Origin of the sequence: Methanobacterium alcaliphilum (assembly GCF_023227715.1) — an archaeon.
GTDB lineage: Archaea > Methanobacteriota > Methanobacteria > Methanobacteriales > Methanobacteriaceae > Methanobacterium_E > Methanobacterium_E alcaliphilum.
On sequence record NZ_JALKIF010000005.1, the window covers coordinates 81,813 to 107,232 of the forward strand.

Here is a 25,420-nt window from a genome sequence, read left to right on the forward strand (position 1 = left end):
AATTCAAATCATTTTAAAATAGTTAGAGGTGTTTTTTTGTTTATTGCGACTCTTGCAGGAATATTTAAATTTAATGAACTTCCAGAAGAATATGGGTCTTTTGTAGATTTTAAGGCACGCTTGGAGAAAAAAGAAATAGATGATGATGATGAGATTGCAATCCTGAATATAAAAGGCACTGAAAGTTATCATGTGCTATTTTTAGATTCTTACGAAAACATTAATGAAATTAAGGAAGAATTAAAGGATGCAGATGCAAAGATTAATCATACTTCCCTAAAGATACTGGAAGGACATTTATGAGCAGTTTCCCAATTGAACAAACGTGGCTGGTCTTAGTCAATCTTTTAACTGATCTTCGAAAAAATAACATAGATGTACCTACAAAGATTAATGAGGATATTAGATTAGTAAGAACATCAATCAATTTTTATAAAAAAGATCCCACCCATCCTGACATGATGAATGAATTAAAGAGAATAAATGATTTTTTGAATTCTATTCAAGATTCTTTGCTAATATTAGCAGAAAGTTTAGGAAATGATTATTATCAAGAATGGGTCGATAAATTAATGAGGGCATCTCGAGGTGAAGAGATATATGCCTCAAAGGAGACCAAGTCCCGATTCATTGTTGGTGCCCCGCCGGGATTTTCTGCTGCGAGAGTAACTCTAAAAGAAGCTATTGCTGAGGATAGAGTTCAGGACATTGCAGAAGAACTAAATCTAATTATAGAATTTGAAGAAGATGAAGTAATTGCACTCTATGGTGATGCAGCTAATGTTAAAACTGGTCTAAAAGAAATAGGATCTTTTTTTAGAGATTGATCATCAACATTTACGTTTTAAATTTTCTATTTTTTCTACAATAAATTCACAGGTGGTATTATGAATATATTGGCTATTAGTGATTTACACGGGAAGACATCTAAAGCGCTTGATGATTATTTAAATAGCAATAAAATAGATTTAATTTTAATTGCAGGGGATATTACTCATTTTGGACCGACAGAACTTGCAAAAGATATTCTTAATCAATTAAGTCTATATGATATTCCTGTAATTGCCATTCCTGGAAACTGCGATCCACAGGGAATCCATAAACAAATGGAAAACTCAAAAGCAGTTAATGCCCATGGGAAAAGTGTTTCTATAAAAAATGTAGGTATCTGTGGTTTTGGTGGATCTAATCCAACTCCATTTAACACTCCACTTGAATTTGCTGAATCAGAAATATATAATGAATTGGAAAATATAATGCTGCAAATTAAAAATCAGGATATACAAATATTACTAACTCATGCCCCTCCCTACGATACCTGCACTGATCTACTCCCATCAGGTGACCATGTGGGAAGTAAAAGCGTTCGGCAGATAATTGAAAAACATCACCCTACATTAAATATTTGTGGTCATATTCATGAATCCCCGGGAATTGATAAAATAGGTGAAACTACAATCATAAATCCTGGAGAATTTTCTAAAGGAGCGGCTTGTTTAATTACAATAGAACCTACTAAAAAAGAGGTTAATTCCAAAATAATTTCTTTATAATGACTTTCAACATAAAAAAAAATTTGAATATTCATTTAATTTATTTATTTAGATTAATTCTGTTTTCCAGATAAGTAAAAAAAAATATTCACTATGTGTATTTTTTTTAAAAAATTTACTTTAGTTGAAGGGGATTGGATAAAATAATATATGGATTTGTGAAAAGTATATAAAAAAGATTATACTTACTTTAATTTGTATAGGCTGTTTTTTTGAGGTGAGGATAATGATTATGGTTCAAGGAGAAGTAAGTGGGAAAAAATACACAGAACCTTTTTCTAAAGGAGTTCTGGCCAGATCTTTAACCAGAGCTGAAATGGATCCAAATAAGGCGTATACTTTCGCGTCACAAATTGAAGCTCACCTTAAAAAAGAAGAAATTACTGTGATAACTATAGATGATCTAGTTAAAATTGTTTGTCAACGGTTAAAATCGGATGATAAAGATATAGCTGAAAAATATGTTGTATGGAGAAAAATCCGTAAATGTAAAGAGCCTTTAATAATTTTAATTGGTGGTGCATCTGGTGTGGGTACATCATCCATTGCTTTTGAAGTAGCTAATCGATTGGGTATTAGAAATATGATTAGTACGGATATGATTCGTGAAGTAATGCGTAAAATAGTTTCTAAAGAACTATTGCCCTCTATCTACGAATCAAGTTACACTGCTTATAGATCTTTAAGGATACCTCCCCCACCTGAACTGGATGAGGTACTTATAGGATTTAGAGACCATGTGGACTCAGTTAGTATTGGTGTTGAAGCAGTAATTGAGAGATCATTAAAAGAAGGGATTAGTATAGTTATTGAAGGAGTCCATATTGTTCCAGGGTTTATAAGGGAAGACCTGGTAAATAAAGAAAATGTGGCCATGTTTGTCTTAACTGTTTCTGATGAAAATGTTCATAAAGGAAGGTTTTATTCTAGATGCAGGCAAATGTGGGCTAGAAGGCCACTTAAAAGGTATATGAGTTATTTTTGGGCTATCCGGAGAACTCATAAATATTTTGAGAGTCAAGCCAAGAAAAATAATGTTCCGGTTATAGAAAATATAGACGTGGTTACTACCATTGATTCTATAATAAAATCCCTAACAAAAACTAATGGGGGCAAAAAAGGTGCTGAAAAATCGAAAAGTTAAGGAAATAATGACTAAAAATGTGATATCCGTACTTCCTGAAGAAGATGTGGTATTTGCTTTTGAAAAGTTAATGAAACATAAAGTTAGTGCTTTACCTGTAATTGATAATGAAAAATTAATTGGTATAGTCACTGCATCTGATTTAGGACATAACCTTATTCTGGACAACTATGAGTTGGGAACCATTGTAAAAAATGTTATGGTTAAGAATGTAGCATGTGTAAAGCCCGATGACGATTTAAATCAGGCTATAAATAAAATGCACGAACATGGTTCTGAAGGTGGAATTATAAACCAGTTAGTAGTTGTTGATAATGGGGAAGTACAAGGCATAATTTCTGATGGAGATATTATTAAAGCCTTTAAAATCTAATTTTTCTCATTTTTAAATTTTTAATTATCTTTTTTTAAATTTTCCTTCTAATATTAAAATAACCCTGTAATCAATAAGTATATGCTTGCTGAAAGGCCAATACATGCGGGGATAGTAATTATCCATGTATAAGCAATGTGTTTAATGGCGTCGTATTTTATAGTGGATGTTCCTCTGGCTAATCCCACTCCAATTACAGATCCAACAAGTGTTTGGGTTGGAGAAATGGGCATTCCATATGATATGAAAATAAAAACCACAGCTGCAGCAGACATTTGTGCTGAGAATCCACGAGTAGGGACTAAATCAGTTATTCTACGTCCAATAGTTTCTGTAACTCTATTTCCTGCAATTATTATTCCTAAAACAAGACCAAAAGCACCTAGGAGATTAAGCCATTCATTACTTTCTCCTATTATGGCAAAAAGAACCCCAGTTGCAACTGCAATATCTAAAGCCCCTACATTTAGTGCGGAAAAAGAAGAACTAATAATTTGAAGATATGAAAAAACTTTTTCTAACCGGTCTTTAAAAGCAATATTTCTGATTTTATCAATAAAAACTTTTTTAAGGATAAAATACATGGTAAATCCTATTAACAATCCGATTAATGGTGAAATCATCCAGCTTAATACTATAAAACCTAGAACTGGTAAATTCATATGTTCCAAACCAACACTAGCTATTCCCAGGCCAAAAACTGCACTTACAATGGCATCGGATCCAGATATGGGGATTTTTTTAATCAAAGTAATGGTAATCCATATTCCTGCAGAAATAGTAACAACAAAGGCCCCTGTACTCGTAAAAGATCCTGCGGGAATTATTCCTTCGCTTATGGTTTTTATTACATTTCCGCCAAGAAACAGAGCACCTACAAATACAAATACGGCTCCTATTAGTAATGCCCTTTTCATTTTGAGTGAGCCACTACCTACTGCAGTTCCCATGGAGTTTCCAATGTCATTGGCCGCAATATTAAACGCCATATAAATGCTGGTGAGTACGCTTATTATTATCAGCCACTCCATATACTTATTTAGTTGATAAAAACATTTATATGTAATTATATTTCCCAGGATATAATCTTCAATAAATTGGTGAAATAGTAACCTTAAAATAGTACTTTGATTAATATAATTTGGGCTAGACTGGAGGGGTAGGGGTCCTCTATCAGCGCATATCCCCTATATGGCGCAGTTGAAGTTCAAGAGGCGGCAATTTAACTAATTGTCAGCCCATTAATTCAATGTAGAAACCTCGTCCCGCAGGATTGGTGGCGATAGGGCTCTAACTGGAGGGTTAGAGTAAACTATTTTAATCTAGGGAACGGGTCAGGCCTGGAAAGGAGCAGCTCTACTTAGAACAACTGATGCTTGTGGAGCAACGGGGTGGAGTTGGATTTTTGGATCACTGATAATCGGAAGGGTTGTCCACTCTTGAACACGCCCATTTAATAATCAATATTTTAATTAATATGTTTTCAAAAGAAACATTTATAACTGATTACATCTAAAAGTCTAAATTACCCTTTTTTCTAATGAATAAAAATAAAAATAATAATCGTATGCCGGGGTGGCCCAGTCTGGTACGGCGTGGGACTGCTAATCCCATGATCCTTAGGATCTCGCGGGTTCAAATCCCGTCCCCGGCGCTTAGAATATATTTTACTTAATATTTGCTCTATTTTCACAATTCAATTAATTCAGGGATTTAATAACTGTTTTAACAATATTTAGGGGCATAGAAGTTCGCTGAACTATTTGTTCTGCACTCAATCCATCTTTAAAAAATCTCACTATTGTAAATTCTATGGGTTCTCCTATTTCGATAATATAATTATCTGGGTCATAAAAACGCATTACGCGCTGCCCCCATGGTTGTTCAAATATTTCATGTAAAAATGAAACGCCAATTAATTTTAATTTACTTTGTATGCTTTCCATATCCTCTGATTCAAAATATAATTCTATATTATTCTGAGGACCACTTATGGGTTTATTAATTAAGTTTTTGAAGTGATCTCTATCATGAATCGCAAAACCTCCACTAAACGAAACGTTTTCGCCATGATCTAATTCTATTTCTTGATTTAAAACATTTTTATAGAATTTTTTTGATTTATTTATGTCTTTTACTGTTAAAAGAGAACAAATATACTGTGTTGCCAATTAACCACCTTCTTATTTTTGATTTTAGGTTTTAAATTTAGATGATATGAATATGGAACAAATTTATTTATAATTAATCTTAGAGTGAATGAAAACTATTATTTAAATGGAATATGGCTAGTTTTATTGACATGATCTAAACAAAACCTATAATTATATAGTGGCAATAACTAAATATCTTTAAGGAATAATATTTTGGAGGAATTGCTGTGAATATGCTATATATCTGGCCCACAATAACGGCACTACTTGTAATTTTACTACTTGTGAAAAATAAAAAATCACTAAATACAAATAAAATAATTGAAATTTTTCTTTTATCCTTTCTGGTTGTGATGGTAGGAATAGGTTCAATATGGACTTTTTTGGGACATACATTTATGGCAGCACAAATTGCAGCTTACATAGGATGGCCTGCTGGAAGCCCCTTTCAGTTTGAAGTAGCATGTGCAAACTTAAGCTTTGGTGTATTGGGTATTTTATCCTGGAAATTTAGAGATAACTTTTGGACTGCAACTATTATAGGTTACACTGTATTCTTCTGGGGTGCAGCCTATGGTCACATCATGGACATGATTAACTTTCAAAACTATGCACCGGGTAATGTTGGAGCACCACTATATATGGACATTATCATGCCCATAATCCTGATTATTCTGTTAGTTGCTTATAAACTATCAGAGAATAAAGCTGAAACTATAGAATAATTTAATTAACTTTTTTTTTTAAATTTACAATTATCTGATTAGAAATAATAAAAATATGAAAATTAATTTTGAGATAATCGTTCTTTAATAACATTTCCCAGCCTTTTAATGCCTTCTTCAATACCTTTATCATCAGAATTAGTGAAATTCAATCGCATTGTATTTTCACCATTTCCTTCTGCAAAAAAAGCCTGCCCTGGAACAAATGCTACATTTTCTTCAATGGCGCGGTCAAATAGTTCCAATGATGAGGTTCCTTCTGGTAAAGTTACCCATAAAAACATTCCTCCCTCGGGTTGAGTGTATTTAACTTGCGGTGGAAAATGTTCTTCAATCATTTTTATCATAAGATTTCGTTGTTTTTTGTAAAGGTTTCTTATTTTCTGTATATGCTCATCCACTGGATTTGTATTCAAGTACTGATAAACTATTCTTTGAGTAAAATAATTAGAATGTAAATCTGAAGCCTGTTTGGCGATTATCAATTTTTCCATCACTTTTTCTCGGGCCACTATCCACCCTAAACGCATACCTGGTGAAACTATCTTTGAAAAAGAACCAAATAATATCCCTTCATCCAGATAGGATTTTACAGGAGGAATACTACTTCCCATAAAACGTATTTCTCCATAAGGATTATCCTCGATTAGGATGGTATCATAATCTCTCATAAGCTTTGCCAGTTTTTTTCTTTTATTATTTGAATAAGTAATACCAGTTGGATTTTGAAAATTGGTGACAGCATAAAATAGTTTAATATTTTCGGTGGAAAGCATATTTTCCATTTCATCTATATCTACCCCATCTTCTAATAAGCGCACGGACTTAAATTGCACTTCATATAAACTAAATGCCTGTATAGCCGCCAAATAAGTGGGTTTTTCTAAAAGAACCGTATCGCCTTTATCCAGAAATACCTTACCTACCAAATCAAGGCACTGCTGAGAACCATTTGTAATCAAAATCTCATCTTCATTTACATTTAATCCCTGTGAAGAATATCTTTCTGCAATGTATTTTCTTAAAGGAGTATAACCTTCCGTGGTACTGTACTGCAATGCTTCTGAACCACTTTCTTCTAAAACTTCACTAACTGAAGTAGATATAGGGCCCACAGGGAAACTCTGAGGATTAGGAAGCCCTCCTGCAAAAGATATTATTTCTGGGTTTTCTGTAACCTTTAAAATTTCACGAACAAAAGAACGAGGAGTATTTGACATTCTTTGGGCAAATTTGTATTGATTCCCTGTGTTTTCTTGCATTTTTGACATACCTGTACAATTTTTTCATATAATTATTATTAACACCTAGTAATATGTTTAAACATTATTTAAAAACCTATTTTTAGAATGAATCCATTCCTATTTATAAAAAAAGTCTATCATTAAATTAGTTAATTCTAGCAATAATCCTTACACCTTTATTCATGCCCTCCATAAGACTTCACATGATTCCAAGCATTTTTATATTTTTTAAAACGTTCACTGGAATTGTAAATATCCATATTTTCTCTTGAAAACAATTTTCTATCTTTTCCAATGGGACAAACTTTGATACAAATACCACAGGGGCTGGTGTATTTTTCTCTCAGACTTTTACTTCTTTTAGCACAACTTATTTTGTCAATAATTTCAGGAAAAACATTTTTATCTGAAGATGGAAGCGGTGGTATGGCATTTACAGGACACTCATCAATACAACGCAAGCACCGAGTACAGAGATCATCTCCATGAATAGGGTCAGATTCTATTACTGCGGAAGTAAAGATAGAAGTGAATCTTACCCGAGGGCCATATTCTGGTGTCAAAATCACATTATTCTGCCCAAAAGATCCAAGCCCTGAGAGGTAAGCAGCATGTCTATGGGAAAAGAAAGTTAATGGGTTTTTGAGAAGGATATCAATGTCGCCGTATCCATCACGTGGAATGTAAATCGAGGCAAAACCTTTTTGATTTAATATTTCTGATAATTCATATGCTTTTAAATCTAAAAGAGAATTTACAGTTTTATAAAGCTCATGATAAAAAATTGAAGGAGCAGTTTCTACTATTGGTAGTTGAACTGGCAGTCCTATGACTATAACTGTTTCAGTTTCAGGATATATGCTCCGAGGCCAAAATTCAGTAGGTATCCAATTTTTAAAATTATTCGGGAGATTAAGAGGGGGATTTTCCCACCTATCTGCACCTGCAAACCCTACTAATGGAATCCTCATTTTTTTACACATTTTCAGGATATATTTTTTTATATGATGCATTAAGTAACCTCATCTGATCTATTTTCAATAATTTTATTAATTAAATTTTTTAAACTTTTTTAGCACCTCAAACCATAATATGCTGATGATTCCAGATAAAAAACAGATAATAATATCGTTAACCTGCAAATTTCCGAAACTGAATAATTTTTGCAGGTATGGTATGTAGAGAACTACTAATAAGAATGCTAAAGCACCGCCAATAACCCACCATAGTGCAGGGTTGGGTGAACGGATATTTTCAATTATTGTTTTAGACCATGAAAGATTTGTAAGAATTAATGATAAATTGGCTATGATGAGTGTGGTGAAAGTCATTGCACGAGCCACATTTTCCTCCTGCTTTAAAGCGAGGGATATAAGATAAACAAGGAGAACAATTATCAATACACTAATGCCCTGTAATATGCTGAGCCCCATCATTTCTCTTTGAAAAATTGGTTCTTTCAGGCTTTTAGGCGGGCGATTCATAATATTTGCTTCTGATTTTTCGGCTTCAAAGACTATAGAACAAGCAGGGTCAATTATTAACTCTAAAAATACAATATGTACTGGGAAGAGAACAAGTGGCCACTGAAACAAAACTGGAAGAAGGGACATTCCAACAATGGGGATGTGCACCGCGAAAATATAAGCTGTGGCTTTTTTTATATTATCAAAAATTCTACGACCCATTTTAACTGCAGAAACAATAGAGAAAAAATCATCATCTAAGAGCACTAGAGAAGATGCTTCCCTGGCTACATCAGTACCCCTACCACCCATACTTATTCCAATTTGCGCGGATTTAAGGGCAGGAGCGTCGTTAACCCCATCACCAGTCATAGCAACTACTTCTCCATGCGATTTAAAAGCTTCAACAATCCTCAGTTTTTGTTCAGGAACTACTCTGGCAAAAATATTTATTTCCTTAATTTCTTTTTTTAATTCTTCATCAGTCATTTCATTTAATTCTATACCTGTAATTTCTTTTGATTTTTCATCAAGTCCTATTTTACGTGCTATGTTTTTAGCAGTACCAATGTAATCTCCGGTAATCATAACTACTTGAATTCCAGCATCATAACATTGTTGAACCGCTTTTTTAACGTTGGGGCGCACAGGATCTAAAAATCCAACCAACCCTAAAAACTTAAAAACAAAATCGTGCTGTTCGCCGGGCAATCTTTTTTCTGTAAATGATGCTTTGGCTACTGCTAAAACTCTTAAACCTTCACCTGCCATTAATGCGACATTTTTATCCATATTTGCTATTTGCTTCTCATTAAAATGGCAAAGATCAAAAATAGCTTCAGGCGCACCTTTAGCTGCAATAATAAATTTTTTTTTATCAGGAGAATTCCAAACATGGGACATGGCCAGTAACCTGGTTGATAATGGGTACTCTCGTATGATGGACCAGTCATCGTGTAAATGCTCGGTATTGGAAAGTGTATCAGAACCTAATTTTTTAATAGATTTTTCCATGGGATCAAAAGGATCCCTTTGACTGGCAAGTATACTAAATTCCACTAATTCGTGAAAATTTTCAGGCAGACTGTTGGAATGGGGTTTTATATCACAAAATTGTTCGTGAGCAAAAATTTTACTTACAATCATATCATTAATAGTTAAAGTGCCAGTTTTATCAACACAAAGTACTGTACAAGAACCTATAGCTTGAATTGCATGAGAACGTCGGGTAAGTACTCTTTCTTGTGATATTCGCCATGCACCTAATGCTAAAAAAATAGTTAATACTACTGGAATCTCTTCAGGTAAAATGGCCATAGCCAGAGTTATACCTGCTAAAAATCCATTTATCCAATTAAAACGCGTTATTCCATATGCTATTATCACCAGTAAACATAAAAAAATACCAATAATGGCCATATTCATTACCAGGGCCCTGCTTTCTTTTTGTAAAGGTGTATCTTCTGTTTTAAGGACTTTCAAAGTCTTACCGATTTTCCCCATTTCGCTATACAAACCAGTATTTATGGCTTGAGCTAGTCCCTGTCCCTGTACTATCATAGTTCCAGAGTATACTGAAGGGATCCCATCCCCTCCTGGTTTATCCATCTCTATAACTCCTCCGCAGGATATTTTACGTACCGGTACTGATTCGCCAGTTAAGAGTGATTCATTCACCATCAGGTTAGTACAGCTTAAAACAACTGCATCGGCAGGCACCCGATCACCTTCTTCTAAAATTAAAATATCGCCTTGAACCACTTCTCGCCCAGCAATCCTTTTTCTTTGCCCATCACGAATTACCTGCGCTCTGGGACTGGAGAGGTCTCGTAATGCTTCTAAGGTGTTCTCAGTTTTTCTCTCTTGGTAAAATGTGATGGCTATTATCCCTACTACAAAACCCATTAACATTAGACCTTCTTGAAGGTCTCCTAAAATAAAATAAATAGATCCGCAAGTAATAAGAAGTAAAAACATAGGCTCTTTAATCACATCTATCATCAGATCAAGAAACCCTCTTTTTTCTGTTGACGGTAACTCATTATAGCCATATTTTTCCAGTCTAGCTACAGCTTCTGACTCAGATAGTCCAGATATTTTTTCAATATCTATTAAATCAAAATTATCCAATTTCACCCCTCGGAGTAAATATTTGGTGATTCCGATATAAATAATAGCAATAAAAAAAATGAGAATTATAGTTTTATATTCTCATAAATAATTTAAAATATTTTATTTTAGAATTTTACATTCTCTAGACGTTCCATTGCAGTTTCAATATTTTCATAAGATGTTGCATAAGACATGCGCACATAATTGGTGCTTGTTTTACCAAATCCTGCTCCTGAGACTACAACTACGTCATTATTAAGCGCTTGTTTCACAAATTCCTGTGAATCTCTTACATCGAGGAATACATAAAATGCTCCCTGGGGTGATTTACATTCCCAGCCCATATCATTTAATCTGGAAACTATGAGGTTTCTTCTCCTTTTAAATTCGGCTAACATTTCATCTACACACTTTTGAGGTCCTTTTATGGCAGTTAAAGCAGCTTTCTGTGAAATTGAACTAGCACAAGCGGTGTTGTATTGGTGTACTTTTAATAGTTCTTCACTCAAGTGTTCACAAGCGGCAATATATGCAATCCGAAAACCAGTCATAGCATAAGTCTTGGAAAAACCATTAATGGTGATAGCATTTTCACTGAATTGTCCTGGACTGTAATGTTTTACTTTGTTTTGGCCTTTATCTGAGTATATTATTTTTTCATAGATTTCATCAGATATGATTAACATATCATTATCATCTGCCAACTTAGCGATTCCCTTAATATCTTTCTTTTTCATAACACTTCCAGTAGGATTGCAGGGTGAATTCAATATAATGGCTTTAGTATGGGGATTGATTAGGTCTTCTACATCCTCAATAGTCATACGCAAATCATTTTCCTTTTTCAAGGGAATGGGTACTGGAATTCCCTCTGAAAGTTTCACACAAGCAGCATAAGATAAAAAACCAGGGTCTGGTATAAGTACCTCGTCGCCAGGGTTTACAAATGCTTGAGTTGACATATATAATGCTTCACTAGCCCCTACCGTAACTAATATTGATTCTGGATCTGATTTTACTTTATTTTCAGATGCTAGTTTGTTGGAAATTGCTTCCCTTAATTCGGGGATACCTTTATTTGAGGTGTAATGAGTAAATCCTTCCTCCAATGCATCAACCACGGCCTGCCGGATATGTATTGGTGTATCAAAATCGGGTTCACCAAGGCCTAAACTTATGGCTGTGGGGCTGGCAATTTCGAACATTTTCCTTATCTGAGACATTTCAACGGATTTCACTCGGTTAGCTGGATTTATCATATATTCACCTTCATAATGGACTTAACTGAGACTGATTATTAAAAACCATTCAATGTATAACCCATCATCATATTAAAGTGGAGTATAATTATATTCCTCTTATTTTTATAGTATTCTGAATTACAAGGAATAGTTTTAATTAAATATTAATTCATTAATATCCTATTCACAAGAACCACAGTTATAACACCGGGATTCCTCACACCATGGAGTTATTTTTCCTGAAACCATTTTCAAATATTCTTCTTTTAAAAAATCATCTCTTAGCCCCACATCAATATTTTCCCAAGGAAGATTCGATTCTAAATCTTTTGGCGAAGCAAATTTTTTCCATTCTGACAATGGAAGATTATTTTGCATGGACTTTTCAATTAAATCCCCTATCTCCGATCCACAAGTTGATAACACATATTGTATCAACCCTGTGCGGGGGCTGTCGATTTTTAACGGGTACTTGCCAAGTTGAGATTTCAAATATTTAATTTTTGATTTTAATAAACTCAAATCAAATCCTTCCCACTGCAGGGGAGTATGTGGTTTAGGAATAAGGGGATTAACACTGAATCGCACAGAATTTTTCCGATTAGACAGCTTTTGAATATCTGTCATTAGATGGGATAGCTCAAGAAGATCTTCTTTAGTTTCATGAGGAGTTCCTAATAAAAAATATAACTTCACATTCATCCCCCTATCTAAAGCTAGCTTTGTTACTTCAAAAGTTTGCTCATCATAAATAGGTTTGTTCATTCTTTTCCGGATAGTACATGTTGATTCTGGAGCTAAAGTAATCGTTTTCAGTCCGCTCTCTTGCAAAGCAGATAATGTGTCTGCAGAAAGAGATTCTATTCTAAGTGAAGGGGTTGTTAGATTAAAACCTCTCTCCATAAGGCCATAGCAAAGTTCATCAATTTTAGAATAATCTGAAACAGCAGCACCAATCAGTGCCACTTTATTGAGTTTGGTAACATCCCTGCTTGCCTCAGCAATTTCAAAAAGTTTTTTCAAGGAAGTTTCTCGCCGGGGACGGTATAAATATCCTGCCATACAGAATCGGCATCCTCTAGAACACCCCCTAGAAATACCAAGTAAAATTGATGACCCAAAAACAGGAATAAATTCTTTATCATCAGTCTCAGGAATAACCTGAAAAACAGGATGACAAGCGTAATCCATATCAGGAACTATAGCCCTTTTAACATAGTTATCTGGAATATAAATCCCTTCTACATCTAAAAAGGCATCAATCTCCTTTCGGGGATTATCCAATTCTTTATAAATGTTTATAAATTCATTTAGGATTACTTCTGCTTCACCAACAATAAAAAGATCTACAAATGGGGACATTGGGAGGGGATTTGCCGTAGCACAGGGGCCTCCTGCAATTACCAGGGGATCATTATCTCCACGATCTGATTTTCTAAGGGGAATATTTCCTTTTTTTAACATTTCAAGAACATTAAAATAATCCTGCTCATATTGCAGTGAAAAACTCACTAAATCAAAATTTTTCAAATGGTTAGATGATTCAAAACTAGTAGCAAATGGATAAATAACCCGCTCACACCACACATCTTCTCTTGAATTTAGAAAATCATATAGGATATGAAAACCTAGAGAAGACATTGCTGTACGGTATAAATTAGGATAACAGGATGCAAATCTAATATCAACTTGCCGATGATTTTTTATTATCACATTGTGCTCTTGCAGCATATTCTATAATTGGGTTTATCTTATAATCAACATATCGATATAATCTACAATATTATTCATAAAACATATTATACTGGGTGTATGAATAGTATAATGCTATCAATAATTTGATTCTATGATTGAATTGGAGATTATTATCATCTGGGAATCTATTAATTAATACAAATAGGCCCTAATATTACAGGTTTTAATATGGAAAATACTAATAAAAGAATTTATAATAAAGTTGCGGTGGGCGGTACTTTTGATAAATTTCATAAGGGTCACAGTTCTTTACTCGATGAAGCGTTTAAGGTAGGTGAAGAAATAGTAATTGGAGTAACCTCTGATGCTTTTGGAGGTCAAAAAGGAGACATTGATCCTTGTGATACTCGTATGTCTAATTTAAGAGATTTCTTATTGAGATATCCTCAAAAATCTCATGTTGTAAGATTAGATGATCCCTATGGCCCTACCATTCATGAAAATGATTTCGATGCTATTGTGGTAAGTAAAGAAACTGAACCTACTGCTATTGAAATAAATGAGATTCGTAAAAAAAATAATCTCCGACCCATAGATATTGTTGTAATTGAAATGGTATCTGCAGAAGATGGAGTTCCTATTTCATCTACCCGCATAAGAAAAGGTGAAATAGACCGCATGGGGCACTTACTTAAAAAGATTAGAAATGCATTTAGATAATGATTTTTTTTAAATTCATTAAATTTAAATAAGGTTTCAATTAATCTTATTTTAATATGATTTATTATTTTGATATGATAATTTTTCAGGGTAATGGGGATGTATCGGGAGTTTTTAGATAAAAATAAATCAATAATATTTATAATTATAATGTATTTAATTGCTGGAGCATTATTATTATATTATTATCAATACCAAATTAATGATGATGGAATTGTTTATATAACAATTGCTAATCGATATATTCAAGGTAACTGGGATCATGTTATTAGTTCTACGTGGGTGCCATTTTTATCGTGGATTTTAATTCCTTTTTTATTATTTGCCAAAAGCAATTTTGAAAAAATTCTATTTACTAAAATAGCTTGTTTATTCATAGGTTGTTTTACCATATGGGGGATTTATTTACTTAGCTCTCGTTTTGAGTTAGGAGAATCTTATAAAACTATTTTTACTATGGTTATGATTCCGATGGTCTTGCAGTTTTCTCTTCAAGTCACTAATCCTGATATTTTAGTTGCTACCATATTAATTTTTTATTTATATTTCATTTTCGATGAAAAATATCCTCAAAGCAAAAATGGGCTAATGGCGGGATTTTTGGGCGGATTAGCCTATTTGGCTAAGGTATATGCTTTTCCTTTCTTTTTAGTACATTTCACAGCAGTCAATATACTTAATTTTAAAAAGAATAAAAAAAATATTGCAAAAAATTTTTTATATGGATTAATAGTATTTTTTATAATCAGCGGGGCCTGGATTTTAGTAATAAGTGAAGAAAATGATAAATTAACTATTGGCTCTAATGGAGGGGCTTATTTAAACCAATATTTAATAGGTCCTAATGCAACAGGACATCCTATGGATCACCTGGGACTATTTGAACCACCTCATAATGATTCATATAGTATTCTTGAAGATACTTCGGCACTGATTACTAAATCGTGGAGTCCTTTTAATTCGTTAGAAGACTTCAAATTCCAATTAGGATTAATTTATAACAATTTAATCGAGCTTGGGAAAATTTTATTGTGGATTTCGGTTTTTTCTATATTAATTATTCTATGGGCTATAATAGTGGCTTATAAAAAAAAGGACAGAATAGTTATAACTACTCTTTTAACAATCTTAATCTATGTTTCAGGGTATTTGCTATTTTTAATCCTCCTGAGATATTTTGCAATGGTTTATATTTTATTGGCTCTTTTAGGAGTATATTTATTAAATAATCTGGAAAAATATTCTTTTAAGTTTGATTTTAAAAGATTAAAACCACTATTAATAATTATTCTTATTTTTTCATTTTGTATAGGTCCAGTGATAAGCATAAATTCCAATTTAGAAAAGCAAGAATTAAATAAAGACCTTCATGATTTATCTCAGATTATTAATGATGAATATTCAATTCAGGGGAACCTTGCTTCTAATGATTGTTGGCGAACTACCCATTACCTGTCTTTTTATTTAAATTCTCGGTATTATGGGGTACAACCAGGTACGGATGTGAATCAGTATTTATTAAAAAACAATATTGATTATTTTTTAGTGTGGGGAGATACAAGTCAAATGAATTTAAGTAGTTATGAAAAGGTTGCATTTTTTGAAGATACATCTAATCAAAGAATACTTTTTTTAACAGGTACCAATCTTACTATATATGCTAAAAAATAGGTGTTTTTGATGGATAAAAATCAAATATTAGTTATTGTAATCTTATCTCTTTTTATATTCACCATAGGATTTGTTCTCCGTGCGGAATCTATAAATTTACCCGCAATTAAAGAAAATAAGGAGTTTTATCTGGATTCTCATGGGTTACCTTATATGTATGAACTTGATTCTTATTATCATTATCGGATTACTGAAAATTATCTTAAAAATGGGCATTTGGGAGATAGCATTAAATATAATCAGAGTTGGGATTCTTATTCCTATTTTCCACCAGGCAGGGCGGCTATCTATCCTCCATTGATTGTCTGGGTGGCCATAATATTTAACTGGATTGTTAATATATTTGCGAACATCTCCCTATTGGAGTCCTGTTTCTGGTTGCCAGCATTAATTAGTCCTCTAGCTGGCATTGCGGGTTATTTATTAGTACGTAAATATGTAGGTGATGTAGCAGGCTTTTCAACTGGGATTTTACTGGTCACGGCGCCTGTTTATTTCATGCGCACTGTTCCAGGGTTCTTTGATACAGATATGTTTAATATTTTGCTCCCTCTTTTAACGGTTTACTTCTTTTTAGAGGCAATAGATTCCTCAAAAAAGAATTATATTTACTTTTACACAGCCATGGCTTCGGTTTCTCTAACATTCTTTGCTTTGGCCTGGACCGGGTGGTCATATCTATTGTATATAATGCTAGGGGCAGGATTTATTTATTCTATGCTTTGCAAAATAAAAAAAATTCCTGTTAAAAACTTTTTCATGATATTTATATCATTTTTAGCCATTTCAATTATTTTAGTTTACTTGATAAGTGGATTGGATACTATAATGTCTGCAATTGACTATCCGTTGAGCATGGTGCATTTATTGCAGAGTTCTGATTATGGGCAATGGCCCAATATTTATGCATCTGTTGGTGAACTACGTAAACCCACATTCAATGAATTTATATCTGGGGCAGGACCGGTTAATTTAGGTCTGGGTATATTTGGGATTTTTGTCATTGCCAGTGTAATGCTCCGCAGAGACATGAGAAAAAAGTATCTGCCTGATTTCAACTGGTTTTTATTTATTTTGATTTTTGTTTGGATGAGTATTGCTTTGTTCGCATATTCCACAAGTATTAGATTTGCAATGTTAGTTATACCTCCTCTTGCAATATTTTCAGGAGTTATGTTTGGTGTTGTCATAGGCTATATTAAAAATGCATCTTTCAAAGATCATCGTCAAAAAATATCTAGTTTAATGATAGTTATATTACTCCTAACTATTTGCATACCTCCTATAGTCAATACGGTTGATAGTTATACTATATTTTATCCTGGGGTTAATGATGATTTGGTAAATGCTTCTTTTTGGATTAAATCCCACACTAATAATGATACTGTCATTTTTACATACTGGAGCTATGGTCATTTCTTTTCAGAATTTTCAAATAGGCCTGTTTCAGTTGATGGTGGTTCTCAAAATACTCCCCGTACTTTTTGGATATATAAAGCTTTTTCAACAAGTAATAAAACACTTGCCAAGGGTATTTTTAGAATGCTTGCAACAAGTGGGGATGAATCGTATTTAACCTTGAATAATTTTACTAAAAATACTTCTCTAACAGTAAAAATAATGGAGGACATATTAGTTGCCTCTCGAGATGATGCTGAATATATATTAATAAACAAGTATAATATTCCATTCAATGCATCTCAAATAATATTAAATGAAACTCATCCATCAAAATCTAGATCATTTGTGGTTATTACAAGCGATGAAATGATGTATAAAGGGTATTGGACATTTGAATTTGGTGAATGGAACTTTGAAAAAGGGCAGGGTAATAATTACACTTATTCTACTGGAATCACCAATGACACGGGTAATATAAGAAATTATAGTAATGGTGTTTTAGTGGATATGAATCTAAAGAAAGTAACATGGGATGGGAAAATTCCGTATTGTGCTATCTTCATTGGGAACAATACAACCAAAACAATTTATATGGATAATCAAAGTAATTTCTGTACTTTGTTTTTATTAAATGAGAAAAAAGTTGTAGTAATGGATAAAAAATTTGAAAAATCACTTTTTACTCAACTAGTACTAATTAAAAAGCCAACATCTAACTTTAAACAATTATATAAAAATAATTCAGTTATGGTCTGGAAAATGAAATAGGCGGTGTTAATATCAACGCAAAAAAAAATATTTTCATATTAATTTTAATTATAATAATTTTTTTTACAGGCCTTTTTCTTCGTTTACAATTTACAGATTTGGCTGGATTATCTGAATCTCAAAAAGAATTTTTTGAAGATAAAAATGGAATGCAATATTTTCAAGAAAGTGACTCATATTACAATTACAGAATGGCATCTAACTTTCTTAAAAATGGATATCTGGGGGATAAAGTAATTAATGGTGTTGTTTGGGATTCTTATTCCTATTTTCCTTCAGGTGTTCCTTTAGATTATCCTCCACTTTTATCTTGGTTATCTGTTCTGATTTTTAAAATCATTAATTTTTTTAGCAGTGTTTCTTTTTATGAAATATGCTTTTACTTGCCTGGGCTATTAAGTCCCCTATGTGGAGTAATCGGGTTTCTCTTTGTGAGAAGAATCGCAGGGGATTTAGGAGGATTTTTAACCGGAATGTTATTAGTTTCTTCGATTTTTTATTGTTTAAAAACCATGCCTGGATTTTTTGATACGGATATGTTTATTATTATATTTCCACTTTTAATAATTTGGAGTTTATTAGAATCAAATAGGGCTAAGATTTATAAAAATAAAATTATTTTAGCCAGTCTGGCTGGGGTTTTCATGTTTTTGTTTGCAATGGCATGGAACGGTTGGCAGTATTTATTTTATTGCATATTGATAGCTTTTTTACTGTATGGAGTTATTGGAAAAAAACAAAATTGGGATCTAAGATATTATCCTTTTCTAATAATATGTTTTTTTGGAATCAGTTTGATTCTCATTGGACTAACAAATCCCATAAATGTATATAAATTAGTTTTAGGCCCGTTAGAATATTTTGATGTAATAAATTCTAATTATAATATATGGTATCCATGGCCAGATACTTATAAGAATGTAGCTGAACTAGAACCCGCTACTATCGGCAGGGTTTTATATTTTACTGGTCCATTAACTGTAATCTTGGGGTTGTGTGGTGTGATTTTACTTTCATGGAATGAATTTAGAAATAAAAATTCTCCAGATAAATTAGGAAGGTTTTGCCATATCACACTTTTGGTATGGACTTTAATGTCTATTTTATCATTAACCAAGGGCGTCAGGTTCATAGGATTACTTTTACCTCCTTTAGCCGTATTTTCAGGAATTTTAATAGGGCTCTTATTTGGCAAATTCCAATCAATGGAATTGCCATTTAATAAAACAAAAAAATGGATAATTGGATTCTTTATTGTATTAATTATTATTTCTCCCCAAATCATACAAACCCATAATACTTCGAAAATAGTTACTCCGCTTTATAATGATCATTATGCTGAATCGGCAGAATGGATTTTAAATAACACGCCTAATAATACTGTTATTATAACTGATTGGAGTTATGGTCATTTTTATGCTGAAGCCGCTAATCGGCCGGTTTCTTATGATGGAAGGTTGGGGTACATAGAGACTTTACCGGTAAGATGGATAGAATATACTCCGATTAATATGAGCACTGAGATACCCAATACCTCTCGAGACTATTGGATTAGTTTAGGGTTGAATACAGATAATTCGACTTTAGCTAGAGGTATTTTCATTATGCTTGCATCTAGTGGGGATGAAGCTTACTTAACTACAGATACTTATACTAAAAATACTACTAAGAGTATTTTAATACTGGAAGATATTTTAGGTTTGTCTTGGAGTTCTGCAAAAAGGGTACTGCAAAAAAAATATGGTTTTTCTGATCAACAATCTAAAGAAATACTTAAATATTCTCATCCTGTGGTGAAACGTCCGTTTATTGTTATCACCATGAATAACAGCTTTAAATCTGGTAAAAATAATACTTTTAAATTAGTATATCAAAATAAAATCATAAATATATGGTCGTTATAATTTTAAAAAAAAATAAATAAATTGGAAGTTAAATTTTGTTAATCGTTACATCTCTTGCTGTATCGACAACATCACTGATGTTACCTGCAATTGCACCAGATATATCAAAGACATAGGAACCAACGACTAATACGATAATTAGTATGGCTCCAATTAATAAAATCATCTCTGCGCTTACCTGGGCTTTTTCATCGAATAACATTAAACTTCCACATACTTTGCTTTAACGAATTATCCGTTGTTTTGCATGTTGGTTCTTACTGATTGCACATCTTGTGCGGCGTCTAGACCAGAATTCTCGCTGAAGTATGCTCTATAAATCACAAGTGCTGCAATAGCTATAACGATTACACCACCAAAGAGTAAAATATATTCAGCTGCACCTTGTCCTGCTTCGTCTTTTAAAAACTTCATGGGGTACACCTCCGTACTTTTAATATAATGTTATCAATCCTCATATATAAATCTATATATGAAGTTCGATTTCCCATGTGTAATATTAAATTATGTTTCTTCTAATACTTATCTTTTTTATATAATATTGTGCATATTATCACATAGAATCATATAGTATTATTCATCTTAAACAATTTGAAGGAATTTTTATGCCTAGAAAATATGAAGTACGCAATTTAATTTTAGATGCCCTCGGTGAAAATGATCTTTCACGTGTTGATCTTATGAAAACTGCCAGAAAAAAATCAGGGTTAACTATTTCTGATAAAACATTAAATGAGGCATTAATCAAACTTTTAAGGGAAAATGTGATTGGGGTTGTTGGGTATGATATTAAAATTTACAATGGAGTGAAAAGAGTTCAATCTATGAAATCTGATGGTATTATTTTTAGCAAATTTAAAAATGATCAATTTGAAACTAGTTTATTAATACATAAATTGGAATCTGAAGATATTGAAGAAGTAAGAAATGCAGCATATAGACTTAAAATGTTATTTAAAAATAAATTTAGTCAATTAAAGCTCGCATCAGAACCAAATAACGATATAGATGAGGTTTTTAACAAGATAATTCGTTATATTAATATTCAAGATGAACCTCAAAAAAGGATAATGACTCAGAAATTAGCACTAGCTTTAAGTGACGAAAAAGAATCTAATGAAACTTTACGGCAGTTACTTGCTTTTTTAAGGATTTAATTATTCTTGGTTTTCCATATTGGTACGAACGTTATTAATATCTGTTTGAGCATCGAATGGGCTAGTAGCAGTATATATATAAGATCTATAAATCAAAAGTGCTGCGATTGCAATAACGATTACCCCACCAAACAGCAGGATGTACTCTGCAGCACCCTGCCCCCGTTCATCTACTAAAAATTCCATCACCTTCAATCCCTCCGTTTTGACATACTTTCATAATTTAGATTAAGATATATGTCAGTTATTATAAAGAGTTTTCTATTAAAACCATTAATAATACTAATTTTATAAAGTGTATGAATTGCTTTTATTTCATAATTTATAATAATAAATGCACTCTTTTGAGAATAAATGAATGGATGTATCCACAAATCAATGGCTTTCTCATCAAAAATGTATAAATAATTAAATAGTTTATAAATAGTTTATATATATTATAAATAGGCTAATATAATAATATAAAAATAGTCAATATAGTTTTTAGGGGATTGATTGCAGCAAACCATCTAAAATACTTTTAGATTTATATGGGAAAATAAGTAATATACAATAGGAGGCATAAGATGATTTATTTACTGATTACTTTTGCAGGGCTGCTTCTGATAATCGCAGGTCTTTATGCCATGTCGTTTGGGTTTTCAACACCACCAAATTTTCTTTTGTTTTTAGTAGGGCTTGTTAGTTTTGTTGTAGGTGTCATGTTGGTAATACTGTTTGTTTCTAAAGTAGACATGGCTTCGCTAAAAAGTTCAAAACCAAAAAGTTCAAAACCTGAAGCTAAGGCAACTCCTGTAAATGAAAGAGTTAAAATTAAAAAAAGCACTGGTGCAGTAGAAACTGCAATGAAACCAAAGAAGATAGAACCTAGACCTAAGAAAGTCATTAAACCAACTAAATCCACTGCAGATGCAATGGTTAAAAAGGATAAGTTAATCAAACCTCCGAAAAAAACAGAAACGACTGCTGAACAGGATAAACCTTCAAAAACTCCTAGAAAATTCTTAAAGTTGCCAAAATTTGGTAAAAAAGATCAAGAAGAAAAACCTTCACCAGAATCTCCTGTAAATTCTTCCATGGTTAAATCTGATGAGCAATCTAAAATTAAGGATGCTTCTACTGACGAAATAACTCCAAAGAGAGTTCCTAGAAGGCCTCTAATGAATAAATTAAAAGAGGATGTGAGTATGGAAAAACCTGTTGATGTTGATAATGCTATTTCTGATTCCTCTGGAGATCATCAAGAAACCCCTATGGAGCCCATGAAACCAATTAAGCCGGTTAAAAAAATTGATAAAAATGATACTCATTATGTAAAAGAACGGCTTAACAAATTAAAACAGGAGTACATTGAAAATGTAGATGATGTGGAAGATCTAATTGAAGAAAGATTAGACTCATTCAGAGGAGCTTTAAATAAAATTAGATCTGAATCCATGGAACCCAGCATAATATGGTCTTTTGATGCTTCTGATGTTCAAGAAGCCATGAAGGAAACGATTCTAAAAGCTGATGAAAAAGTAATCATGATGTACCCATGGATTAGAAATATTGATGTGGGTATCCTAAAAAAATTCATGGACACCGATAGTATGATGATTATACAGGAAGCAAGTTTAGATGATGATGCTTCTGTAGAACTGATCAAAGTGCTCTATGATAATGGTGTTCAAATTAGAACTATGCCTCACATACATACTGTTGCAGTTGTCTCAGATAATACTCATGGATTAATCATCTCCACCGATCCTATTTATGAGAGTTTTGAGGTTGGTGTGATTTACAAGGACGAAAGATCCATAAATGAAATCGAAAAATTATTTGAAGAAGCATGGAACCTTTCCAATGAAATTGATATGGGGGCAGCCTGATTGAAACTTAGATGGCTGGGACACTCTGCATTTGAATTGATTTCAGAAGAAAATGTTAAAATTTTAATAGACCCTTTTATTAGCAATAATCCTGCCTGTAGTGTTCCGGTGGAGGAAATTGAAGCTGATTTGATATGCGTAACCCATGGGCATGCGGACCATTTTGGTGATGCCCTGGAAATTGCAAATCGAACCGGTGCATTGATAATAGCCAATCATGAATTATCAATTTTCTTTTCTCAACAGGGATTCCAAACACAGGGAATGAATATTGGTGCATCAAGCAAGTATCAAAATATTAAGGTGACCATGCTTGATTCTAAGCATTCCTCTGATATTGATTTTATGGAAGAAATGGTCCCTGGAGGTACTGCCTGCGGGTTCATCTTCGAGTTAGAAAATGGGCTTAAAATATATCATGCTGGGGACACGGGACTTTTTGGAGATATGAAAACTATTATCGCTGACTTTTATAAACCAGATATAGCAATTTTACCAATAGGTGATCGTTATACTATGGGGCCGGAAGCTGCTTCTCAAGCAGCGCAATGGATTTCTCCTAAAAAACTTATCCCCATGCATTACAATACATTTCCAGTGATAGAACAAGACGCTGATGAATTTGTGAATTTAGTTCACAGTAAAAATCCTGATATTGAGGTAATCATTTTAGAACCGGGTCAAACTTACATGGAATAAACTAAATTTCCATATAACTTTGAATAAATTATATTAACCATAAAATAAATTATATCATTAACTGTTTATCATTAATCTAAATATTGGATTTTGATAAACTAATAATAAATTTGTATACTGGTTCCTAAATTCATTCGAATTTGATAATCCACAATTAATTAAATCAGTTTTAAAAAGTGATAAAATGAGTTTTTTAACAAGATTTTTGGATAAACTATTAGGGAGAGGTCAAAAAGTCAAATTAGGTCTTTATGGTCATCCCAATTCTGGAAAAACCACTTTAGCAAATCAAATGTCTCAGGATTGGTTAGGTAAACCTTTAGGTATATCATCAGATGTTCCTCACGAAACAAGGACGGTATATCGCCAAGAAAAAGTTTCCATCCAGCAGGACGGCATGGAACTGGACTTTGATATTATTGATACTCCAGGTATCGCTACTAAAGTGGACTATAAAAATTTTCTCGAATTTGGGTTATCCGAATCTGAGGCAAAAGAAAGGGCAAAAGAAGCTACTAAAGGTATAATTGAAGCTATAAAATGGTTAGATGATGTAACTGGGGTTTTACTTGTTATGGATGCTACTGAAGATCCTTTAACACAGGCTAATATTACGATTATAGGTAATTTGGAAGCGCGTAAAATTCCTTTTGTAATTGTTGCCAATAAAACTGATTTACCTGAATCATCATCTGAGCGAATAATCTCAGTGTTTCCACAGCATACGGTGGTTCCTATCTCAGCTTTGCATGGTGAAAATACTGGTGAATTATACATGGCAATGGTGCGAAAATTCAAATGATAGTGTATACATATAATTAATACAATGTAGGGGTCTAAAAAATGGAAGGATTAAAAATGGATTTTCTATCTTCTGATGCTCTGGAAGAAAAGAGCAGCATGGAAAAAATTTCCATGATAATAGACAGAGTGAAAGAGGGAGATATACTCGTTATAGAGGGAGGATTAACTCCTTCTGAAGAAGCAGAACTCATTGAGTCTACTATGAGGGAGATAGATATTGAAAACTTTGTGGGTATTGATATATACACTCTTGAAAAAGATGAGCGAACTTTTTTCGGGTTTTCCAAAAAGAAAACAGTTGGTCTGACAATCATTGGACCTGCTAATGTTATGAGGTCCGTTAAGAAAAAATCAAACTTCTTATCAATGATAGCGGAAATTGGTGATTCTAGTGCATCAGTGCATTAAATGCGGCGCTAAACTCAAGTCATCTGAAGAAATTCTCAAAGGCTGCCCTAAATGTGGAAGTACTTACTTTAAGTACTCTAGTGAAGGAAAGGAAAAGAAAATTGAAGTGGATGTGGAGAAGGGGGAATCCATTGAAACTATCATGGTAAAACAGCATGGGATTTATGAAGTTAATTTAACCCCTCTTTTAGAAGACGATTCCATAATTGTCTCTGACGAGGAAGGTAAATATGTAATTGATTTAAATTTCCTTTTAAAAAAGAGAATGAAAGAAAAACAGAAATCTAACGAAGTTTAGATTTTGAAATTTT

General features: G+C 32.9%; 26 protein-coding genes, 1 tRNA gene and 1 other RNA gene. 18 read left to right on the forward strand and 10 right to left on the reverse strand.

Annotated features, from left to right (window positions below):
• The first annotated feature begins 36 nt into the window (after nt 1-36).
• From MXE27_RS04840 to MXE27_RS04860, 5 genes are all read left to right on the forward strand, one after another.
• Nucleotides 37-303, forward strand: a complete 267-nt coding sequence (locus tag MXE27_RS04840) for a DUF749 domain-containing protein (protein WP_248611281.1) — start codon at nt 37-39, stop codon at nt 301-303.
• The gene (locus MXE27_RS04845) at nt 300-827 is read left to right on the forward strand and encodes a DUF2096 domain-containing protein (RefSeq protein ID WP_248611282.1); all 528 of its coding nucleotides are present in this window, start codon (nt 300-302) and stop codon (nt 825-827) included. The genes MXE27_RS04840 and MXE27_RS04845 overlap by 4 nt, the downstream gene beginning before the upstream one ends.
• Before the next feature lie 60 nt (nt 828-887).
• Nucleotides 888-1,553, forward strand: coding sequence for a metallophosphoesterase (locus MXE27_RS04850; RefSeq protein ID WP_248611283.1), 666 nt, complete (start codon nt 888-890; stop codon nt 1,551-1,553).
• 226 nt (nt 1,554-1,779) lie between these two features.
• On the forward strand, nt 1,780-2,697 hold the full coding sequence (locus MXE27_RS04855) for a 2-phosphoglycerate kinase (RefSeq protein WP_248611284.1): 918 nt from the start codon (nt 1,780-1,782) through the stop codon (nt 2,695-2,697).
• A complete protein-coding gene (locus tag MXE27_RS04860) occupies nt 2,675-3,070 on the forward strand; it encodes a CBS domain-containing protein (protein WP_248611285.1) in 396 nt (131 codons plus the stop codon). The genes MXE27_RS04855 and MXE27_RS04860 overlap by 23 nt, the downstream gene beginning before the upstream one ends.
• Nucleotides 3,071-3,123: 53 nt before the next feature.
• Here the strand turns inward: MXE27_RS04860 and MXE27_RS04865 are convergent, their stop codons facing one another.
• The gene (locus MXE27_RS04865) at nt 3,124-4,059 is read right to left on the reverse strand and encodes an inorganic phosphate transporter (RefSeq protein WP_342765991.1); all 936 of its coding nucleotides are present in this window, start codon (nt 4,057-4,059) and stop codon (nt 3,124-3,126) included.
• A 150-nt stretch (nt 4,060-4,209) separates the two neighbouring features.
• Here MXE27_RS04865 and ffs point away from each other — a divergent pair.
• Together ffs and MXE27_RS04875 are read left to right on the forward strand one after the other, a co-directional pair.
• Nucleotides 4,210-4,525, forward strand: an RNA gene (gene ffs / locus MXE27_RS04870) — signal recognition particle sRNA.
• 114 nt (nt 4,526-4,639) lie between these two features.
• Nucleotides 4,640-4,724, forward strand: a tRNA-Ser gene (locus MXE27_RS04875).
• A 46-nt stretch (nt 4,725-4,770) separates the two neighbouring features.
• Here MXE27_RS04875 and MXE27_RS04880 read toward each other — a convergent pair.
• Nucleotides 4,771-5,241, reverse strand: a complete 471-nt coding sequence (locus MXE27_RS04880; RefSeq protein ID WP_248611287.1) for a VOC family protein — start codon at nt 5,239-5,241, stop codon at nt 4,771-4,773.
• A 215-nt stretch (nt 5,242-5,456) separates the two neighbouring features.
• Here MXE27_RS04880 and MXE27_RS04885 point away from each other — a divergent pair, with 215 nt between their 5' ends.
• Nucleotides 5,457-5,948 carry a DUF6790 family protein gene (locus MXE27_RS04885; protein ID WP_248611390.1) on the forward strand — a complete coding sequence of 164 codons (492 nt, stop codon included), beginning with the start codon at nt 5,457-5,459 and terminating at the stop codon, nt 5,946-5,948.
• Nucleotides 5,949-6,010: 62 nt separating this feature from the next.
• On the opposite strand, the gene MXE27_RS04890 is transcribed toward MXE27_RS04885, so the two are convergent.
• The 5 genes from MXE27_RS04890 to MXE27_RS04910 all read right to left on the reverse strand — a co-directional run bounded on the left by MXE27_RS04890 (nt 6,011) and on the right by MXE27_RS04910 (nt 13,742).
• The gene (locus tag MXE27_RS04890; protein ID WP_248611288.1) at nt 6,011-7,219 is read right to left on the reverse strand and encodes an aminotransferase-like domain-containing protein; all 1,209 of its coding nucleotides are present in this window, start codon (nt 7,217-7,219) and stop codon (nt 6,011-6,013) included.
• 149 nt (nt 7,220-7,368) lie between these two features.
• Nucleotides 7,369-8,163: a 4Fe-4S double cluster binding domain-containing protein gene (locus tag MXE27_RS04895; RefSeq protein ID WP_248611289.1), complete on the reverse strand. Its 795-nt coding sequence runs from the start codon at nt 8,161-8,163 to the stop codon at nt 7,369-7,371.
• 78 nt (nt 8,164-8,241) lie between these two features.
• Complete coding sequence (locus MXE27_RS04900; RefSeq protein WP_248611290.1) at nt 8,242-10,788, reverse strand: cation-translocating P-type ATPase; 2,547 nt, start codon at nt 10,786-10,788, stop codon at nt 8,242-8,244.
• Nucleotides 10,789-10,895: 107 nt separating this feature from the next.
• Entirely contained in the window at nt 10,896-12,029 is a 1,134-nt protein-coding gene (locus MXE27_RS04905) for a pyridoxal phosphate-dependent aminotransferase (RefSeq protein WP_248611291.1), read from the reverse strand.
• Between the two features lie 162 nt (nt 12,030-12,191).
• A complete protein-coding gene (locus tag MXE27_RS04910) occupies nt 12,192-13,742 on the reverse strand; it encodes a radical SAM protein (RefSeq protein ID WP_248611292.1) in 1,551 nt (516 codons plus the stop codon).
• A 192-nt stretch (nt 13,743-13,934) separates the two neighbouring features.
• On the opposite strand from MXE27_RS04910, the gene MXE27_RS04915 reads away from it, so the two are divergent.
• The 4 genes from MXE27_RS04915 (at nt 13,935) to MXE27_RS04930 (ending at nt 20,170) form a co-directional block, all read left to right on the forward strand.
• A complete protein-coding gene (locus tag MXE27_RS04915; protein ID WP_248611293.1) occupies nt 13,935-14,426 on the forward strand; it encodes a phosphopantetheine adenylyltransferase in 492 nt (163 codons plus the stop codon).
• A 99-nt stretch (nt 14,427-14,525) separates the two neighbouring features.
• Nucleotides 14,526-16,097, forward strand: coding sequence for a glycosyltransferase family 39 protein (locus MXE27_RS04920; RefSeq protein WP_248611294.1), 1,572 nt, complete (start codon nt 14,526-14,528; stop codon nt 16,095-16,097).
• Between the two features lie 9 nt (nt 16,098-16,106).
• Complete coding sequence (locus MXE27_RS04925; RefSeq protein ID WP_248611295.1) at nt 16,107-18,266, forward strand: dolichyl-diphosphooligosaccharide--protein glycosyltransferase subunit STT3; 2,160 nt, start codon at nt 16,107-16,109, stop codon at nt 18,264-18,266.
• A gap of 56 nt (nt 18,267-18,322) precedes the next feature.
• Entirely contained in the window at nt 18,323-20,170 is a 1,848-nt protein-coding gene (locus MXE27_RS04930; protein ID WP_342765994.1) for an STT3 domain-containing protein, read from the forward strand.
• 28 nt (nt 20,171-20,198) lie between these two features.
• Here the strand turns inward: MXE27_RS04930 and MXE27_RS04935 are convergent, their stop codons facing one another.
• Nucleotides 20,199-20,372 (reverse strand): class III signal peptide-containing protein, encoded by a 174-nt coding sequence (locus MXE27_RS04935; RefSeq protein WP_248611297.1) that lies wholly within the window; start codon nt 20,370-20,372, stop codon nt 20,199-20,201.
• Between the two features lie 29 nt (nt 20,373-20,401).
• Entirely contained in the window at nt 20,402-20,584 is a 183-nt protein-coding gene (locus tag MXE27_RS04940; protein ID WP_248611391.1) for a class III signal peptide-containing protein, read from the reverse strand.
• Nucleotides 20,585-20,775: 191 nt separating this feature from the next.
• On the opposite strand from MXE27_RS04940, the gene MXE27_RS04945 reads away from it, so the two are divergent.
• Nucleotides 20,776-21,327, forward strand: a complete 552-nt coding sequence (locus MXE27_RS04945; protein WP_248611298.1) for a hypothetical protein — start codon at nt 20,776-20,778, stop codon at nt 21,325-21,327.
• Here the strand turns inward: MXE27_RS04945 and MXE27_RS04950 are convergent, their stop codons facing one another.
• Entirely contained in the window at nt 21,328-21,513 is a 186-nt protein-coding gene (locus MXE27_RS04950) for a class III signal peptide-containing protein (protein WP_248611299.1), read from the reverse strand.
• A 380-nt stretch (nt 21,514-21,893) separates the two neighbouring features.
• Between MXE27_RS04950 and MXE27_RS04955 the strand changes: the two genes are divergently transcribed.
• The 5 genes from MXE27_RS04955 to MXE27_RS04975 all read left to right on the forward strand — a co-directional run bounded on the left by MXE27_RS04955 (nt 21,894) and on the right by MXE27_RS04975 (nt 25,407).
• Nucleotides 21,894-23,198 (forward strand): hypothetical protein, encoded by a 1,305-nt coding sequence (locus MXE27_RS04955; protein ID WP_248611300.1) that lies wholly within the window; start codon nt 21,894-21,896, stop codon nt 23,196-23,198.
• Nucleotides 23,199-23,897 (forward strand): metal-dependent hydrolase, encoded by a 699-nt coding sequence (locus tag MXE27_RS04960; RefSeq protein WP_248611301.1) that lies wholly within the window; start codon nt 23,199-23,201, stop codon nt 23,895-23,897. It abuts the gene before it with no gap.
• A 184-nt stretch (nt 23,898-24,081) separates the two neighbouring features.
• Nucleotides 24,082-24,699 (forward strand): Era-like GTP-binding protein, encoded by a 618-nt coding sequence (locus MXE27_RS04965; RefSeq protein ID WP_248611302.1) that lies wholly within the window; start codon nt 24,082-24,084, stop codon nt 24,697-24,699.
• 41 nt (nt 24,700-24,740) lie between these two features.
• Nucleotides 24,741-25,109, forward strand: coding sequence for a DUF2073 domain-containing protein (locus MXE27_RS04970; RefSeq protein ID WP_248611303.1), 369 nt, complete (start codon nt 24,741-24,743; stop codon nt 25,107-25,109).
• Nucleotides 25,093-25,407, forward strand: a complete 315-nt coding sequence (locus MXE27_RS04975) for a Zn-ribbon domain-containing protein (protein ID WP_248611304.1) — start codon at nt 25,093-25,095, stop codon at nt 25,405-25,407. Before MXE27_RS04970 ends, MXE27_RS04975 begins: the two co-directional genes overlap by 17 nt.
• Nucleotides 25,408-25,420: the final 13 nt, after the last annotated feature.

Excerpts from the sequence above, each read along its gene's own strand:
- MXE27_RS04855 (WP_248611284.1), top strand. The coding sequence starts at position 1,780 with ATGATTATGGTTCAAGGAGAAGTAAGTGGGAAAAAATACACAGAACCT.
- MXE27_RS04915 (WP_248611293.1), top strand. The coding sequence starts at position 13,935 with ATGGAAAATACTAATAAAAGAATTTATAATAAAGTTGCGGTGGGCGGT.
- MXE27_RS04910 (WP_248611292.1), bottom strand. The coding sequence starts at position 13,742 with ATGCTGCAAGAGCACAATGTGATAATAAAAAATCATCGGCAAGTTGAT.
- MXE27_RS04935 (WP_248611297.1), bottom strand. The coding sequence starts at position 20,372 with ATGTTATTCGATGAAAAAGCCCAGGTAAGCGCAGAGATGATTTTATTA.
- MXE27_RS04845 (WP_248611282.1), top strand. The coding sequence starts at position 300 with ATGAGCAGTTTCCCAATTGAACAAACGTGGCTGGTCTTAGTCAATCTT.
- MXE27_RS04955 (WP_248611300.1), top strand. The coding sequence starts at position 21,894 with ATGATTTATTTACTGATTACTTTTGCAGGGCTGCTTCTGATAATCGCA.
- MXE27_RS04945 (WP_248611298.1), top strand. The coding sequence starts at position 20,776 with ATGCCTAGAAAATATGAAGTACGCAATTTAATTTTAGATGCCCTCGGT.
- MXE27_RS04850 (WP_248611283.1), top strand. The coding sequence starts at position 888 with ATGAATATATTGGCTATTAGTGATTTACACGGGAAGACATCTAAAGCG.
- MXE27_RS04940 (WP_248611391.1), bottom strand. The coding sequence starts at position 20,584 with ATGAAGTTTTTAAAAGACGAAGCAGGACAAGGTGCAGCTGAATATATT.
- MXE27_RS04920 (WP_248611294.1), top strand. The coding sequence starts at position 14,526 with ATGTATCGGGAGTTTTTAGATAAAAATAAATCAATAATATTTATAATT.
- MXE27_RS04890 (WP_248611288.1), bottom strand. The coding sequence starts at position 7,219 with ATGTCAAAAATGCAAGAAAACACAGGGAATCAATACAAATTTGCCCAA.
- MXE27_RS04895 (WP_248611289.1), bottom strand. The coding sequence starts at position 8,163 with ATGAGGATTCCATTAGTAGGGTTTGCAGGTGCAGATAGGTGGGAAAAT.
- MXE27_RS04970 (WP_248611303.1), top strand. The coding sequence starts at position 24,741 with ATGGAAGGATTAAAAATGGATTTTCTATCTTCTGATGCTCTGGAAGAA.
- MXE27_RS04965 (WP_248611302.1), top strand. The coding sequence starts at position 24,082 with ATGAGTTTTTTAACAAGATTTTTGGATAAACTATTAGGGAGAGGTCAA.
- MXE27_RS04885 (WP_248611390.1), top strand. The coding sequence starts at position 5,457 with ATGCTATATATCTGGCCCACAATAACGGCACTACTTGTAATTTTACTA.
- MXE27_RS04950 (WP_248611299.1), bottom strand. The coding sequence starts at position 21,513 with ATGGAATTTTTAGTAGATGAACGGGGGCAGGGTGCTGCAGAGTACATC.
- MXE27_RS04865 (WP_342765991.1), bottom strand. The coding sequence starts at position 4,059 with ATGGCGTTTAATATTGCGGCCAATGACATTGGAAACTCCATGGGAACT.
- MXE27_RS04905 (WP_248611291.1), bottom strand. The coding sequence starts at position 12,029 with ATGATAAATCCAGCTAACCGAGTGAAATCCGTTGAAATGTCTCAGATA.
- MXE27_RS04925 (WP_248611295.1), top strand. The coding sequence starts at position 16,107 with ATGGATAAAAATCAAATATTAGTTATTGTAATCTTATCTCTTTTTATA.